The sequence below is a fragment of the Zunongwangia sp. SCSIO 43204 genome (assembly GCF_019904275.1).
Taxonomy (GTDB): domain Bacteria; phylum Bacteroidota; class Bacteroidia; order Flavobacteriales; family Flavobacteriaceae; genus Zunongwangia; species Zunongwangia mangrovi.
In genome coordinates this window covers 2,160,563-2,177,141 of sequence record NZ_CP063204.1, presented here as the reverse complement: position 1 = coordinate 2,177,141, position 16,579 = coordinate 2,160,563, and the positions used below count along the sequence as shown (strand labels likewise).

Annotated in this window: 13 protein-coding genes and 5 tRNA genes; all 18 read right to left on the bottom strand. The window is 37.2% G+C overall.

Annotated elements, in window-relative coordinates; genetic code table 11:
* Window positions 1–20: 20 nt before the first annotated feature.
* The 18 genes from rpoC to INR75_RS09525 all read right to left on the bottom strand — a co-directional run bounded on the left by rpoC (window position 21) and on the right by INR75_RS09525 (window position 16,513).
* Entirely contained in the window at window positions 21–4,322 is a 4,302-nt protein-coding gene (rpoC, locus tag INR75_RS09610) for a DNA-directed RNA polymerase subunit beta' (protein ID WP_092544161.1), read from the bottom strand.
* Window positions 4,323–4,398: 76 nt separating this feature from the next.
* Window positions 4,399–8,211 carry a DNA-directed RNA polymerase subunit beta gene (gene rpoB / locus INR75_RS09605; RefSeq protein WP_223091725.1) on the bottom strand — a complete coding sequence of 1,271 codons (3,813 nt, stop codon included), beginning with the start codon at window positions 8,209–8,211 and terminating at the stop codon, window positions 4,399–4,401.
* A 132-nt stretch (window positions 8,212–8,343) separates the two neighbouring features.
* Window positions 8,344–8,721, bottom strand: a complete 378-nt coding sequence (gene rplL / locus INR75_RS09600) for a 50S ribosomal protein L7/L12 (protein ID WP_223091724.1) — start codon at window positions 8,719–8,721, stop codon at window positions 8,344–8,346.
* 57 nt (window positions 8,722–8,778) lie between these two features.
* The gene (gene rplJ / locus INR75_RS09595; protein WP_092544155.1) at window positions 8,779–9,300 is read right to left on the bottom strand and encodes a 50S ribosomal protein L10; all 522 of its coding nucleotides are present in this window, start codon (window positions 9,298–9,300) and stop codon (window positions 8,779–8,781) included.
* A 9-nt stretch (window positions 9,301–9,309) separates the two neighbouring features.
* Window positions 9,310–10,008, bottom strand: coding sequence for a 50S ribosomal protein L1 (gene rplA, locus INR75_RS09590; protein ID WP_223091723.1), 699 nt, complete (start codon window positions 10,006–10,008; stop codon window positions 9,310–9,312).
* Window positions 10,009–10,027: 19 nt separating this feature from the next.
* Entirely contained in the window at window positions 10,028–10,465 is a 438-nt protein-coding gene (gene rplK / locus INR75_RS09585) for a 50S ribosomal protein L11 (RefSeq protein ID WP_092544151.1), read from the bottom strand.
* A 70-nt stretch (window positions 10,466–10,535) separates the two neighbouring features.
* Entirely contained in the window at window positions 10,536–11,087 is a 552-nt protein-coding gene (gene nusG / locus INR75_RS09580; protein WP_092544149.1) for a transcription termination/antitermination protein NusG, read from the bottom strand.
* Window positions 11,088–11,094: 7 nt separating this feature from the next.
* Window positions 11,095–11,292, bottom strand: a complete 198-nt coding sequence (gene secE / locus INR75_RS09575; protein ID WP_092544147.1) for a preprotein translocase subunit SecE — start codon at window positions 11,290–11,292, stop codon at window positions 11,095–11,097.
* A gap of 15 nt (window positions 11,293–11,307) precedes the next feature.
* Window positions 11,308–11,380 (bottom strand) — tRNA-Trp (locus INR75_RS09570).
* 56 nt (window positions 11,381–11,436) lie between these two features.
* On the bottom strand, window positions 11,437–12,624 hold the full coding sequence (gene tuf, locus INR75_RS09565; RefSeq protein ID WP_092544145.1) for an elongation factor Tu: 1,188 nt from the start codon (window positions 12,622–12,624) through the stop codon (window positions 11,437–11,439).
* Window positions 12,625–12,681: 57 nt separating this feature from the next.
* A tRNA-Thr gene (locus INR75_RS09560) sits at window positions 12,682–12,753 on the bottom strand.
* A 100-nt stretch (window positions 12,754–12,853) separates the two neighbouring features.
* Window positions 12,854–12,926, bottom strand: a tRNA-Gly gene (locus INR75_RS09555).
* Between the two features lie 38 nt (window positions 12,927–12,964).
* Window positions 12,965–13,047 (bottom strand) — tRNA-Tyr (locus tag INR75_RS09550).
* Between the two features lie 194 nt (window positions 13,048–13,241).
* Window positions 13,242–13,315: transfer RNA gene (locus INR75_RS09545), tRNA-Thr, on the bottom strand.
* Between the two features lie 98 nt (window positions 13,316–13,413).
* A complete protein-coding gene (gene hpf / locus INR75_RS09540) occupies window positions 13,414–13,716 on the bottom strand; it encodes a ribosome hibernation-promoting factor, HPF/YfiA family (RefSeq protein WP_092544143.1) in 303 nt (100 codons plus the stop codon).
* Window positions 13,717–13,749: 33 nt separating this feature from the next.
* Complete coding sequence (locus tag INR75_RS09535) at window positions 13,750–14,643, bottom strand: tyrosine-type recombinase/integrase (protein WP_223091722.1); 894 nt, start codon at window positions 14,641–14,643, stop codon at window positions 13,750–13,752.
* A gap of 113 nt (window positions 14,644–14,756) precedes the next feature.
* Window positions 14,757–14,951 (bottom strand): 30S ribosomal protein S21, encoded by a 195-nt coding sequence (gene rpsU / locus INR75_RS09530; protein ID WP_013070650.1) that lies wholly within the window; start codon window positions 14,949–14,951, stop codon window positions 14,757–14,759.
* 377 nt (window positions 14,952–15,328) lie between these two features.
* The gene (locus tag INR75_RS09525) at window positions 15,329–16,513 is read right to left on the bottom strand and encodes an acyl-CoA dehydrogenase family protein (RefSeq protein ID WP_223091721.1); all 1,185 of its coding nucleotides are present in this window, start codon (window positions 16,511–16,513) and stop codon (window positions 15,329–15,331) included.
* Window positions 16,514–16,579 lie beyond the last annotated feature (66 nt).

The following is a 16,579-nucleotide window of genomic DNA, read 5'->3' as shown; positions in this document are numbered from 1 at the left end:
CTTTATCTAGAACTTCGTTATTAGTTATAATTAACTTCCTGCTTTTTCTCTAGCATTTCGTCAAATTCTTCTTTAGAACCAACAATAATGCTATCGTATTTACGCATACCTGTACCTGCAGGGATTCTATGTCCTACAATTACATTTTCCTTAAGTCCTTCTAAAGAATCGATCTTACCGCTTACAGCAGCTTCGTTCAATACCTTAGTAGTTTCCTGGAAGGATGCAGCAGAGATAAATGACTTCGTTTGAAGTGATGCTCTTGTAATACCCTGAAGAACCGGAGTTGCAGTTGCTGCAACAACGTCTCTTGCTGAAGCCAGATTCTTATCTTCTCTTCTAAGCTGAGAATTTTCGTCTCTTAGCTCTCTTAGAGAAACGATTTGTCCTGGTTTTAGGTTTTCTGAATCTCCAGCATCTTCAATTACTTTCATTCCAAAGATCTTATCGTTTTCTTCGATAAAGTCTGATTTATGAACTAATTGATTTTCTAAGAAAATAGTATCTCCTGGATCAACGATTCTTACTTTACGCATCATCTGGCGCACAACAACCTCAAAGTGCTTATCGTTAATCTTCACCCCTTGTAGTCGATATACTTCCTGTACTTCATTTACAAGATACTGCTGTACTGCGTTCGGCCCTTTAATGTTAAGGATATCTTCTGGAGTAATAGATCCATCAGAAAGTGGCATACCGGCACGAACATAATCATTTTCCTGAACTAAGATTTGGTTAGAAAGTTTAACTAAGTACTTCTTCACCTCTCCTAATTTAGACTCAACGATAATTTCACGGTTACCACGTTTAATCTTACCAAACGAAACAACACCATCAATTTCTGAAACTACAGCTGGATTAGATGGGTTACGTGCTTCGAAAAGCTCGGTCACCCTTGGAAGACCACCGGTAATATCACCCGCTTTAGATGATTTACGAGGAATCTTCACTAAAATCTTACCAACTCCAATTTTCTCAGCGTTATCTACCATAAGGTGAGCACCTACTGGTAAGTTATAAGAGCGAATTACTTCGTCTTTCTTACCTAGAATATGCAAGGTTGGGATAAGTTTTTTGTTACGAGATTCAGAAATTACTTTTTCCTGGAATCCTGTTTGCTCATCGATCTCTACCTGATAAGTAACACCTTGTTCTACGTTTTCGTACTTGATCTTACCAGCAAATTCAGAAATGATCACACCGTTATATGGATCCCACTGACATACTGTAGTACCTTTTTCGATCTCTACTCCGTTTTCGATAAAGATTTCGGAACCATAAGGAATGTTATTCGTACTTAGAACAACGCCTGTTTTCTTGTCCTTAACCTTAATCTCTGCGGTACGAGAAATTACGATATCAGAAGTACTACCATCTGGAGCTTCTCCTTTAACAACTTTAAGATCATCGATTTCAGCGATACCATCAAACTTAGTGATAAGTTTGTTTTCTTCTGAAATGTTTCCTGCAATACCTCCAACGTGGAAGGTACGTAGCGTAAGCTGTGTACCAGGCTCACCAATAGACTGAGCAGCTACAACACCTACAGCTTCACCTCTTTGAACAAGTTTATTTGTGGCAAGGTTACGACCGTAACAGTTAACACAAATACCTTTCTTCGCTTCACAGGTAAGTGGTGAACGCACCTCTACACTTTCGATTGGTGCTTTTTCAATCATTTCAACGATTTCCTCGGTGATCTCTGCTCCAGCTTCAACGATCAATTCATCTGAAGTTGGGTTATAAACATCATTTAAAGAAATACGTCCTAATATTCTTTCTCCAAGAGATTCTACGATCTCTTCGTTCTTTTTAAGTGGTCTAACTTCTACACCTCTTAATGTTCCACAGTCTTCTTCATTCACGATCACATCCTGAGAAACATCTACCAAACGACGAGTTAAGTAACCAGCATCGGCAGTTTTAAGTGCCGTATCCGCAAGACCTTTACGAGCACCGTGAGTAGAGATAAAGTATTCAAGAATCGAAAGACCTTCCTTAAAGTTAGAAAGAATCGGGTTTTCGATAATTTCACCTCCACCAGAGTTAGATTTCTTAGGTTTTGCCATAAGACCACGCATACCAGTAAGCTGACGAATCTGCTCTTTAGATCCACGAGCTCCAGAATCAAGCATCATGAATACCGAGTTAAATCCTTGCTTATCTTCACGAATTCGCTTCATCGCTAATTCAGTAAGACCGGCATTTGTAGAAGTCCAGATATCAATAACCTGGTTATAACGTTCGTTATTGGTAATAAGCCCCATGTTATAGTTACCTATAATACCTTCTACCTGCTCGTTAGCTTCGTCGATCATTGTTTGTTTTTCAGCAGGGATAATAATATCACCTAAACTGAAAGACAATCCACCACGGAAAGCGAATCCATATCCAAGAGATTTAATCTTATCAAGGAATTCTGAAGTTTCAGGAACACTTGTTAACTTAAGGATCTTACCAATAATTTCACGAAGAGATTTTTTAGTAAGTACCTCGTTAATATAACCAGCTACTTCTGGTACAGTCTCGTTAAATAGAACTCTACCTACTGTAGATTCTATAATTTGGTAAACTAACTCTCCTTCTTCGTTATAATCTTTTGCTCTAATTTTAATAGGAGCGTTAAGATCTACTCTCTTCTGGTTGTAAGCAATTACAACTTCTTCAGCAGAATAGAAAGTTAATCCTTCTCCTAAAACAGGTTCTTCTTCTGTAGATCTTTTAAGTTTGGTCATATAATAAAGACCAAGAACCATATCCTGAGAAGGTACCGTAATAGGAGAACCATTAGCAGGGTTAAGGATATTGTGAGAAGCTAACATTAATAACTGTGCTTCTAAAATAGCCTCTGGCCCAAGCGGTAAATGCACCGCCATTTGATCCCCATCAAAATCGGCGTTAAATGCCGTACATGCTAATGGGTGTAATTGTATCGCTTTACCCTCGATAAGTTTAGGCTGGAATGCCTGGATACCAAGACGGTGAAGCGTAGGAGCACGGTTTAGCAATACAGGATGTCCTTTAAGAACATTTTCTAAGATATCCCATACCACAGGCTCTTTCTTATCTATAATCTTTTTCGCAGATTTTACTGTTTTTACAATACCTCTTTCAATTAATTTTCTAATTACGAAAGGCTTGTAAAGTTCTGCCGCCATATTCTTTGGAAGACCACACTCAAACATTTTAAGTTCTGGCCCCACAACGATTACTGAACGTGCTGAATAATCCACACGCTTACCAAGTAAGTTTTGACGAAAACGTCCTTGCTTACCTTTTAATGAATCTGAAAGAGATTTAAGCGGACGGTTAGAATCAGTTTTTACTGCTGAAGACTTTCTTGTGTTATCGAATAATGAATCTACAGATTCCTGAAGCATACGTTTTTCGTTACGTAAAATTACTTCTGGAGCTTTAATTTCCATTAAACGCTTAAGACGGTTGTTACGAATAATCACCCTTCTATAAAGATCGTTAAGATCTGAAGTTGCGAAACGACCACCATCTAGAGGTACAAGAGGTCTTAATTCTGGTGGAATTACCGGGATAACCTTCATGATCATCCATTCTGGTAAATTCTCACGGTTTTTATTTGCATCACGAAGTGCTTCTACAACTTGAAGACGTTTTAATGCTTCAGTTTTACGTTGTTTAGAAGTTTCGTTATTTGCCTTATGTCTTAATTCGTAAGAAAGTTCATTAAGATCTATTCTTTTTAGAATTTCGATAAGACATTCAGCTCCCATTTTAGCGATAAACTTATTTGGGTCGCTGTCTTCTAAATATAAATTTTCCTGAGGAAGTTCATCTAAGATATTAAGATATTCTTCTTCAGTTAAGAAATCCATTTTCTTTAGAGGATCTCCATTCTCATTTTTGGCATTACCAGGCTGGATCACTACGTATCTCTCGTAGTAAATGATCATATCTAATTTCTTAGAAGGAAGACCTAGTAAATACCCTATTTTATTTGGTAAAGAACGGAAATACCAGATATGAGCTACAGGAACTACCAAATTGATGTGCCCAACACGGTCTCTACGAACTTTCTTTTCTGTTACTTCTACACCACAACGGTCACACACGATCCCTTTGTAACGTATTCTTTTATATTTTCCGCAGGCACATTCGTAATCCTTAACAGGACCAAAAATACGCTCACAGAACAATCCGTCACGCTCTGGTTTGTGCGTACGATAATTGATAGTTTCCGGTTTAAGAACTTCACCGCGAGATTCTGCGAGGATAGACTCAGGAGAAGCTAAACCGATAGAGATTTGATTAAATCTCTGTACTGTATTCTTATCATTATTTCTAGCCATAATAAATGCTGCTATCTAATTATTGTGAAAATACTGAAGATCGGAGCGACTTATAGCCGCTCCAAAAAACAGTGTTTTATTCTTCTAATTTTAAATCCAGTCCAAGACCTTTCAACTCATGCATTAATACATTGAAAGATTCTGGTAATCCTGGTTCTGGCATAGGCTCTCCTTTAACGATACTTTCGTACGTTTTAGCCCTTCCTATCACGTCATCAGATTTTACGGTTAAGATTTCTCTTAAGGTACTTGAAGCACCGTATGCCTCAAGAGCCCAAACCTCCATCTCACCAAAACGCTGACCTCCAAACTGAGCTTTACCACCAAGTGGTTGCTGAGTAATAAGAGAGTATGGCCCAATTGAACGAGCGTGCATTTTATCATCGATCATGTGACCTAATTTCAGCATATAAATTACACCTACTGTAGCTCTTTGATCAAAACGCTCACCAGTACCGCCATCAAATAGATAAGTGTGACCAAAACGCGGAATTCCTGCTTCGTCTGTTAATTCATTGATCTTGTCTAGTGAAGCTCCATCAAAAATCGGTGTTGCATACTTCTTACCTAATTTTTGACCTGCCCATCCAAGAACAGTTTCATAAATCTGACCAATGTTCATACGAGAAGGTACCCCAAGTGGATTCAATACAATATCAACTGGTGTTCCATCATCTAAGAATGGCATATCTTCCTGACGAACGATACGTGCAACAATACCTTTGTTACCGTGACGTCCTGCCATCTTATCACCTACTTTAAGTTTACGTTTCTTAGCGATATAAACTTTTGCAAGTTTTAAGATTCCCGATGGAAGCTCATCTCCTACTGAAATTGTAAATTTCTCTCTTCTTAAGTTACCCTGAAGATCGTTCTCTTTAATTTTATAGTTATGTAGAAGATCTGCTACAAGTGCATTTGTGTGATCATCTGTTGTCCAGGTTCCCTGAGTAAGGTGAGTATAGTCATCTACAGAGTTTAACATCTTTAATGTATACTTCTTACCTTTAGGTAATACCTCTTCTCCTAGATCGTTTTGTACACCCTGAGCTGTTTTTCCACCTACGATAGCAAATAATTTATCTACTAGTTGAGATTTAAGCACTGCAAATTTAGCTTCGTACTTTTTCTCTAAAACAGCAACATCTTCTTTATCCTGTGCTCTTTTACGCTTATCTTTAATTGCACGAGCAAATAACTTCTTGTTAATTACCACACCACTTAATGATGGTGAAGCTTTTAGCGAAGCATCTTTAACATCTCCTGCTTTATCACCAAAGATCGCTCTAAGAAGTTTTTCTTCTGGTGTAGGATCACTTTCTCCTTTAGGAGTGATCTTACCAATAAGAATATCTCCAGGCTTCACCTCAGCACCTACTCTAATCATACCATGTTCATCAAGATCCTTAGTAGCATCTTCAGAAACATTAGGAATATCGTTAGTAAGCTCTTCGTTACCTAATTTAGTATCACGAACCTCTAAAGAATATTCGTCAATATGTATAGAAGTAAAGATATCGTCTCTTACAACTTTTTCTGAAATTACAATCGCATCCTCAAAGTTATATCCTTTCCAAGGCATAAAGGCAACTTTCATATTACGTCCAAGCGCTAATTCACCTTTATCGGTTGCATAACCCTGACATAATACCTGACCTTTAGTTACTCTATCTCCTACGCTAACAATTGGCTTAAGGTTAATAGAAGTTCCCTGGTTGGTTTTACGGAATTTAATAAGATCGTAAGTTTTAGAATCAGAATCGAAACTTACCATTCTTTCTTCCTCGGTACGATCGTACTTGATTGTAATTTTTTGTGCGTCTACATACTCTACTTCACCTTCTCCTTCAGCATTAATTAATACACGAGAATCTGTAGCCACTTGTCTTTCCAATCCTGTTCCAACGATTGGAGAATCTGCTCTTAACAATGGAACTGCCTGACGCATCATGTTAGATCCCATCAATGCACGGTTCGCATCATCATGTTCTAAGAACGGAATTAATGATGCTGAAATTGATGAAATCTGGTTTGGTGCAACGTCGGTATAATGAACCTCTTTAGGATCTACAACCGGGAAGTCACCTTCCATACGAGCAATAACTTTTTCTGTATCGATGGTACCATCTTCTCCTAAAGGAATATTTGCCTGAGCAATTTTCTTTCCTTCCTCTTCCTCTGCGCTTAGATATATAGGCTCTTCAGAAATATTGATTTTACCTTCTTCTACAGTTCTATATGGAGTTTCGATGAAGCCCATTCCGTTTACCTTGGCATATACCGAAAGCGAAGAAATAAGACCAATGTTAGGACCCTCAGGAGTCTCAATAGGACATAATCTTCCGTAGTGAGTATAGTGAACGTCACGAACCTCGAAACCAGCACGCTCTCTGGAAAGACCACCAGGTCCTAATGCAGACAGACGACGCTTATGAGTAATCTCAGCTAATGGATTTGTTTGATCCATAAACTGAGAAAGCTGGTTGGTACCAAAGAATGAATTAATTACAGAAGACAATGTCTTTGCATTAATAAGATCAATAGGCGTAAACACCTCATTATCTCTAACGTTCATTCTTTCACGAATAGTACGAGCCATACGTGCAAGACCAACACCAAATTGCTGAGATAATTGCTCTCCTACAGTTCTAACACGACGGTTAGATAAGTGATCGATATCATCGATCTCTGCTTTAGAGTTAATTAACTCAATTAAATATTTTACAATGGTAATGATATCTTCTTTGGTAAGCACCTGCTTATCCATAGCAACATCAAGACCAAGTTTTTTGTTCATTCTATAACGACCAACTTCTCCTAAACTATAACGCTGATCTGAGAAGAATAACTTATCGATTATTCCTCGTGCAGTTTCCTCATCTGGCGGTTCAGCATTACGCAATTGACGATAAATATGCTCTACCGCCTCTTTTTCAGAGTTTGTTGGATCTTTTTGAAGTGTATTATGAATTATAGCATAATCACCAGTAGAATTATCTTCTTTATGAAGAAGAATTGTTTTAGTTCCCGTTTCGAGGATTTCTTCTATGTGATCCTTGTCTAACTCGGTATCACGATCTAAAACAATCTCATTACGCTCAATTGATACAACTTCTCCAGTATCTTCATCCACGAAATCTTCGTACCATGTGTTAAGAACACGAGCGGCCAATTTTCTACCTAATACTTTTTTAAGTCCTGTTTTTGAAACTTTAACTTCTTCTGCAAGATCAAAGATTTCAAGAATATCTTTATCGCGCTCAAATCCAATTGCGCGGAAAAGTGTAGTTACAGGTAATTTTTTCTTTCTATCGATATAAGCATACATCACGCTATTAATATCGGTAGCAAATTCTATCCATGATCCTTTAAATGGAATTACTCTGGCAGAATATAATTTTGTTCCATTTGCGTGGAAAGATTGTCCAAAGAATACTCCTGGAGAACGGTGAAGCTGCGAAACAACAACACGCTCTGCTCCGTTAATACAAAAAGTACCACTAGGAGTCATATAAGGAATAGTTCCTAAATAAACATCCTGAACGATGGTTTCAAAATCCTCATGCTCCGGATCCGTACAGTATAGTTTTAGCCTAGCTTTTAAAGGCACACTATAAGTAAGACCGCGCTCAATACACTCTTGAATAGAATATCTTGGTGGGTCTACAAAATAATCTAAAAATTCTAATACAAATTGGTTACGGGTATCCGTAATTGGGAAGTTTTCAAGGAAGGTATTATAAAGACCTTCATTTCCCCGCTCTTCTGATTTTGTTTCTAATTGAAAGAAATCCTGGAAAGATTTGATCTGGATATCCAAAAAGTCTGGATAATCAGGTCTGTTCTTTACAGAAGAGAAACTAAATCTTTCAGTTTGCTTTGCTAACATCAATGGACGGATTATAATTTATATAAAAAATGGTTGCGATAAAAGCCTAAGCCCCTATATACGCAAAAAGGGTTTAGACCTTCAGGAGCGTATCCTGAGGTCTAAACCTAAATAATATTGCTCTCGTCAAGCTTATTTAAGCTCAACCTCAGCTCCTGCTTCTTCTAATTGAGATTTTAAAGCTTCTGCTTCATCTTTAGCAACTCCTTCTTTAACTGGTTTTGGAGCACCATCAACTAATTCCTTAGCATCTTTAAGTCCAAGACCTGTTAATTCTTTTACTAGTTTTACTACAGCTAGCTTAGATCCTCCTGGAGCTTTAAGAATTACATCAAATTCAGTTTGCTCTTCAGCAGCGTCTTCAGCACCACCAGCAGCTCCACCAGCAACAGCTACAGCTGCAGCAGCAGGCTCAATACCATACTCTTCTTTTAAAATATCAGCTAACTCATTAACTTCTTTAACTGTTAAGTTAACTAATTGTTCTGCGAATTCTTTTAAATCTGCCATTTTCTATCGTTTTAAAATTTTTGTAAAAGTTATAATTATTAAAAAGTGCGTACTATACTAGTCCTCTTTTTCTGAAAGAGTTTTAAGGATACCTGCGAGTTTTCCACCACTAGATTTTAGTGCAGAAACAACATTCTTAGCAGGAGATTGAAGTAATCCAACAATATCCCCAATAACCTCTTCTTTAGATTTAATATTAGAAAGAGCATCTAGATACTCATCTCCAACATAGATTGCTTCATCAATAAAAGCACCTTTAAGAATAGGCTTTTCGTTTTTCTTTCTAAATTCTTTGATCACTTTAGCTGGCGCATTACCAGTTTCAGCAATCATTATAGAGGTGTTACCTTTTAAAGTACTAGGAAGATCTCCAAACTCTTTATCTGAAGCTTCCATCGCTTTAGTTAGTAACGTATTCTTAACTACCGCAAGTTTTACATTAGCTTTAAAACAAGCTCTACGTAAGTTAGAGGTTGTTCCGGCATCTAAACCTGAGATATCTGCAATATAGATAGTTGAAGTATCAGCTAACTGGGCAGTTAAATCTTCTATTACTTTTGATTTTTCTTCTCTTGTCATAATACCTTATTATTGCTCAGTAAACCTTTTTGTATCTATTGCTAGACCAGGCCCCATTGTACTGGACATGTGAATACTTTTAATGTATACACCTTTAGCTGCCTGAGGTTTTAGTTTTACAAGCGTAGTTAATAATTCTCTTGCGTTACCAGCGATTTTATCTGAATTAAAAGATACCTTACCAATACCTGCATGTACAATACCAGTTTTATCAACTTTAAAGTCTATTTTACCAGCTTTAACATCAGACACGGCTTTAGCGATATCCATAGTAACAGTACCAGTTTTAGGGTTTGGCATAAGACCTCTTGGTCCTAATACACGTCCTAATGGTCCTAATTTACCCATTACGCTAGGCATCGTGATAATTACATCTACATCTGTCCAACCACCTTTAATTTTATCTAGGTATTCGTCAAGACCAACATAATCTGCTCCTGCATTCTTAGCTTCTTCCTCCTTATCTGGAGTAACTAAGGCAAGAACCTTCACATCTTTACCAGTTCCATGAGGTAATGTAACAACTCCTCTAACCATTTGGTTAGCTTTACGAGGATCTACATTTAAACGAACCGCTAAATCCACTGAAGCATCAAAACTTTCGTTAGAAACTTCTTTGATCAAAGCAGAAGCTTCAGCAACCGTATAGACTTTACCCTTTTCGATTTTAGATTGAGCTTCTTTTTGTTTCTTAGTCAACTTTGCCATTTTCTAAATTCTTTTTGGATTAAAACGGTGCATCACCCTTTACTGTTATTCCCATAGAACGAGCTGTACCTGCTACCATTTTCATTGCAGATTCTACAGTAAATGCATTTAAATCCTGCATTTTATCTTCTGCAATTACTTTTACCTGGTCCCAAGATACACTTGCTACTTTCTTTCTGTTTGGTTCTCCTGAACCTTTTTTTGTTTTTGCTGCTTCCATTAGCTGTACGGCTGCAGGAGGAGTTTTGATAACAAAATCAAAAGACTTATCAGAATAAACAGTAATTGCTACTGGTAGCACTTTACCTTGTTTATCCTGAGTTCTACCATTGAATTGCTTACAGAATTCCATGATATTAACTCCGGCAGCACCCAAAGCAGGTCCAACTGGTGGTGAAGGGTTAGCAGCACCTCCGCGAACTTGTAGTTTTACAACTTTACTTACTTCTTTTGCCATTTTTTACATTTTTAGAAGATAGTTTATTAAAGTGGAAGCAAATAAAAAACTATCAAAAAATTTGTAACAATTATATTTTCTCAACTTGCATATAGCTAAGTTCTAATGGTGTTTTTCTACCAAAAATCTTAACCATAACTTCAAGCTTACGCTTTTCTTCATTAATCTTCTCAACAGTTCCATTGAAACCATTAAATGGACCATCGATCACCTTTATAGTTTCTCCCAATGTAAAAGGAATTGCTACATTATCAGTTTTCACAGCCAATTCGTCTACTTTACCAAGCATGCGATTAACTTCTGATTGTCTCAATGGAACAGGATCACCTCCTTTAGTTTCTCCTAAGAAACCAATTACTCCATTAATTCCTTTTATAATGTGTGGGATTTCACCTCCAAGGTTAGCCTGAACCATTATATATCCAGGAAAGTACACTCTTTCTTTATTGATCTTTTTCCCATTTCTAATTTGGATAACTTTCTCGGTTGGAACCAATACTTGATCAACCCAATCTTCCATACCCATATGGGAAATTTCACGCTCTATATAATCTTTTACTTTATTTTCCTGTCCACTTACGGCACGAACTACATACCATTTTTTATCCTTTACGTCTGCCATAACTAGATTACGATTTTACCCATTCAAAATATCCCTCTATAACATTGCTAAATAGCGTATCAACACCCCAAATAGCTAAAGAGAAAATGATAGAAAAAACTGCAACAAGAATTGTTAGCCTTTGAGCTTCAGGCCAACTTGTCCAGGTAACATGGTTTTTCAATTCGTTATAAGACTCTGATATATAATTCGCAATTCCTGCCATTCCTAAAAGTATTTGCACGGGTTGAGAGGCTCGAACTCCCGACACCTGGTTTTGGAGACCAGTGCTCTACCAACTGAGCTAAACCCGTATGATAAAAGAAGGTATCCTGCTCTTCACAGGATACCTTTTATATTCAAACTATAATTAGTCTAAAATTTCAGTTACCTGACCAGCACCAACAGTTCTACCACCTTCACGGATAGCGAAACGTAGACCAACATTCATTGCAATTGGCTGAATTAATTCAACAGTAATTGTAAGGTTATCACCTGGCATTACCATTTCTACACCTTCAGGAAGATTAATTGTTCCTGTTACATCAGTTGTACGTACGTAGAACTGAGGACGGTAGTTATTATGGAATGGAGTGTGACGCCCACCTTCTTCTTTCTTAAGGATATAAACCTCTGCCTTAAATTTAGCGTGAGGAGTTACAGATCCAGGCTTAGTGATTACCATACCTCTAGAGATCTGAGTTTTCTCGATACCTCTTAATAAAAGACCTACGTTATCACCAGCTTCACCTCTATCAAGAATCTTACGGAACATCTCAACCCCAGTAATAGTAGAAGTTAATTTACCAGCTCCCATACCAATGATCTCTACAGGATCTCCAGTATTAGCTACACCAGTTTCGATACGTCCAGTTGCAACAGTACCACGACCAGTAATAGAGAATACATCTTCGATAGGCATTAAGAAATCTTTATCCACATCACGTTGTGGTAATTCGATCCAGCTATCTACAGCTTCCATTAAATCTAAAACAGACTGAGTCCATTTATCATCACCTTCTAAAGCACCTAGAGCAGATCCAGAAATTACAGGACCATTATCTCCATCATACTCATAGAAAGAAAGAAGATCTCTTACTTCCATTTCTACTAGCTCAAGAAGCTCCTCATCATCTACAAGGTCAACTTTGTTTAAGAACACAACGATTCTTGGAATACCAACCTGACGACCAAGAAGGATGTGCTCACGAGTTTGTGGCATAGGACCATCAGTCGCAGCTACAACAAGGATAGCACCGTCCATCTGAGCAGCACCAGTTACCATGTTCTTTACGTAATCGGCGTGACCTGGACAGTCAACGTGAGCATAGTGACGGTTTGCAGTCGCGTACTCTACGTGAGAAGAGTTAATAGTAATACCTCTTTCTTTTTCCTCAGGAGCGTTATCGATTTGATCGAATGCACTAGCTTCAGAATATCCAGCATCAGCTAATACTTTAGTAATAGCTGCAGTTAAAGTAGTTTTTCCGTGATCCACGTGTCCAATCGTACCAATATTAAGGTGCGGTTTGGAACGATCATAAGTTTCCTTTGCCATAATTAATACTTATTTAATCTTAGTTATATATTAGTGTTCAATTTTATACTAAACCAGAGCCAACGACGAGAATTGAACTCGTGACCTCTTCCTTACCAAGGAAGCGCTCTACCCCTGAGCTACGTCGGCAAACATCGATAGCCTAACTATCGGATTGCTTTAAACAACAAAAACCATAAGCCACGTCGCAGCTTACGGATATTATTGATCTCATTTAATAATTTTGCAGAGCGGGAGACCGGGTTCGAACCGGCGACATTCAGCTTGGAAGGCTGACGCTCTACCAACTGAGCTACTCCCGCATAAAAACAACAAAATGATTTTGTTGTTCTATTTTAAGTGGGGAGAGCAGGATTCGAACCTGCGAAGGTAAAAACCAACAGATTTACAGTCTGTCCTCGTTGGCCGCTTGAGTATCTCCCCTCAAAACTATTATACCATTATTTCATAGAACTACAACCCGAAGGCCAGCTTTATGATGGTATCAAAACGGCTGCAAATTAAAGTAATTTTACAGCACCATCCAAAGCTTTTTTCAAAAATTTTTTGAAAAATTTTTAGTTATTTAACTCTTAACAAGTTAGCAAAACTAAAGCTTTCAGATTCAAAATTTCAAGAGCCGATGGAGGGACTCGAACCCACGACCTGCTGATTACAAATCAGCTGCTCTAGCCAGCTGAGCTACATCGGCAAACTTACTTTTTACAATAAAAAAGTCCGCTATTTCTAACGGACTGCAAATGTATATAAATTATTTAGTTCTCAAAATATATTTTTGAGATTTTTTTTCTAAGCATATGCTTTCGACTTCTCTTTCCTTTTAATTAATTGACGCTGTAAAGAGTTAACACACTCATCTACACACTCTTCAAAGGTTTTACACGTTTTTTTAACCATAACATCCCCCCCGGGAATACTAAGTAAAATTTCTGTAATCTTATTTTCTTTATCACTGGTTTTTTGAACTTTCAAAAAAACGTCCGCATAAATAACCTTGCTGTAATAATTTTCAAGTTTATCCATTTTCTTCTGAATAAAATCAATCAGCTTCTTATCTGCGTTAAAGTTTACAGATTGCACGTTTACTTTCATAACATCAAAAATTTAATTAAACAAAAGGTTTAGCTAGTTCTTATTGTTACGAGGATGAGCGTTTTTATGAATATTTTTTAGCTCTGCTATACTATTATGGGTGTAAACCTGGGTTGCTGCAAGACTGGAATGCCCCAATAGCTCTTTTACCGCATTTAAGTTAGCTCCTTCATTCAATAAGTGCGTCGCGAAGGAATGTCTTAATATATGAGGACTTTTCTTTAACTTAACCGACGCCTTACTAAAATAGGTATTTATAATCCTATAAACAAAACTTTCACTCATTTTATCTCCCCTTGAAGATACGAATAAGTAAGAAAATCCTGAAGCCTTAGGTATAGCGCCACTTCGCTCATTTAAGTACAACTCAATCGTCTTCGTTACACTTATCAATAACGGAAGATATCTTTCTTTATTTCTTTTACCAAGGACTTTGATGGTAGCCTTTTTTAGATCAAGATCACTAAGCTTTAGATTAATTAGCTCTATGCGCCTTAAACCAGTAGAATAAAACAACTCTATGATAGCCTTATCTCTTAAACCTTCTAAACTACTTGTATCGATATTGCTTAACACCTCTAAAACTTCTTTTTCTGAAAAAGGAACCTGAACCTTCTTCGCCGTTTTTAAAGGCTTATGCTTCTGTAATGGTGAAATATCTATTTCCCCCATTTTTTGAGCAAAATGATAATATGATTTAAGAGATGATATCTTTCTATTTATCGTTCTATTAGAAACTCCATCTTCTGAAAGCGCAACAATCCAATTACGTACTTGGGAATAATTAACTTGCCTAAGGCTTGAACATTCAAATTCGGTAGTTAAGAAATCCTGAAAGGCAAGAAGATCTGCTTCATAAGCTTTAATTGTATGAAGAGAGTAGTTTTTCTCTAATTGAAGATAATCTTTAAACTGAAGTACAGACATAAAAAAACTGTTGACAAACAAAGTTATAAAACTTTATCTATCAACAGTTATATTTTTTACCAAAGAAGCAGGGCTTCTCTGAATATATTCGATCTTAAAAAAGAAAGGAAATACTAAATATCTTCCTGATCTCTAAGGTGCTGAATATACTGCGCTTTTTGCACTTGCGCCCTACGTTCTACAGACGGCTTTGTGAAATGCTGACGACTTCTTAGTTGACGCATTGTTCCTGTTTTATCGAATTTACGCTTAAAACGCTTAAGCGCTCTATCAATGTTCTCTCCGTCTTTTACTGGTATTATTAACATAGATCCACCTCCTTTCTTTGAAAATTAGGCTGCAAATATACTCCTTATTTCCTTACAACCAACTAATATTATACTTTATTCTAAACTTTTTTAAAAACTTCCTTTACCGGCGCTTTATATTCCTTTTTATCGATCACCATTTTGGCGATAATTTCTTAGAAACCATTTTCGCCAAAATACACTAGGATTTAAAAACTTCTTTGACCGGCGCTTTATATTCCTTTTTATCGATCACCATTTTGGCGATAATTTCTTAGAAACCATTTTCGCCAAAATGCACTAGGATTTAAAAACTTCTTTGACCGGCGCTTTATATTCCTTTTTATCGATTACCATTTTGGCGATAATTTCTTAGAAACCATTTTCGCCAAAATGCACTAGGATTTAAAAACTTCTTTGACCGGCGCTTTATATTCCTTTTTATCGATCACCATTTTGGCGATAATTTCTCGCAAAATTTCAGAGGTGCCGCCACCTATTGGGCCCAGTCGGCTGTCTCTAAACATCCTGGCAAGTGGGTAATCTTCCATATAACCGTACCCTCCTAACATTTGTAAACTTCCGTAGATCACCTCGTCAGCGATCTTTGTACTTAGAAGTTTCGACATACTGGCTTCCTTAACAGGATACTCACCTTTTCCAAGCTTATAAGCCGTAGCATAATTAAACTCTTTGATCACTGTCACTTCACTCATCATATCGGCAATTTTGTGTCGTAAGGCCTGGAACTCGTTTATTTTTTTACCAAAAGCCTCTCGCTCGCTCATATAGTTTATCGCAAAATCTAAGGCAAACTCGGCTCTCGCATGAGCATTCACTCCCATAATTAAACGCTCCATAGCGAAATGCTGCATAATATAAGAGAAACCTTTATTTTCTTCTCCTAATAGATTACTTGCCGGGATTTCTACATTGTCAAAAGCAATTTCTCCGGTATCTGAAGCACGCCATCCTAGCTTATTCAATTTAGAGGCTGACACTCCTTTAGCATTTCTATCTACAATAAAGATGCTCATCCCTTTACTCTTTAGCTCGGGACTGGTTTTCGCCGCTACTACCAGGTAATCTGCATACACTCCGTTGGTAATAAATGTTTTAGACCCATTTATTATATAAGTATCACCTTTTTTCTCTGCCGTGGTTCGCATTCCTGCAACATCAGATCCACCAAATGGTTCGCTAACACATAGCGCTCCAATCATTTCTCCATTAATACTTGGCGTTAGGTATTTTTCTTTCAGCGCTTCACTTGCTTCTATTTTCACATGTGTCATCGCTAAATAAGCATGAGCCCACATAGCCGCTGCAAAACCACCAGAGTTTATTTTTTGTAATTCTTCGAGAAATATTATGGTATAGAAAATATCAAGATTTAAGCCGCCATATTCTACTGGTTGATATAAGCCAAAATAGCCCATCTCGCCAAATTTCTCCCAAATAAAACGGTCTATTGTTCCCGTTTCTTCCCATTTGTCGATGTGCGGAACAACTTCCTTTTGTAAAAACTCTTTAAAACTCTCTCTGAATAGAGCATGCTCTTCAGTAAAATACATGGAATTCATTTAATCTTAATATTGTAAAAAATAGTCGATCTATTTCGATAAAAAATACCGCTAAATTAAATTCAT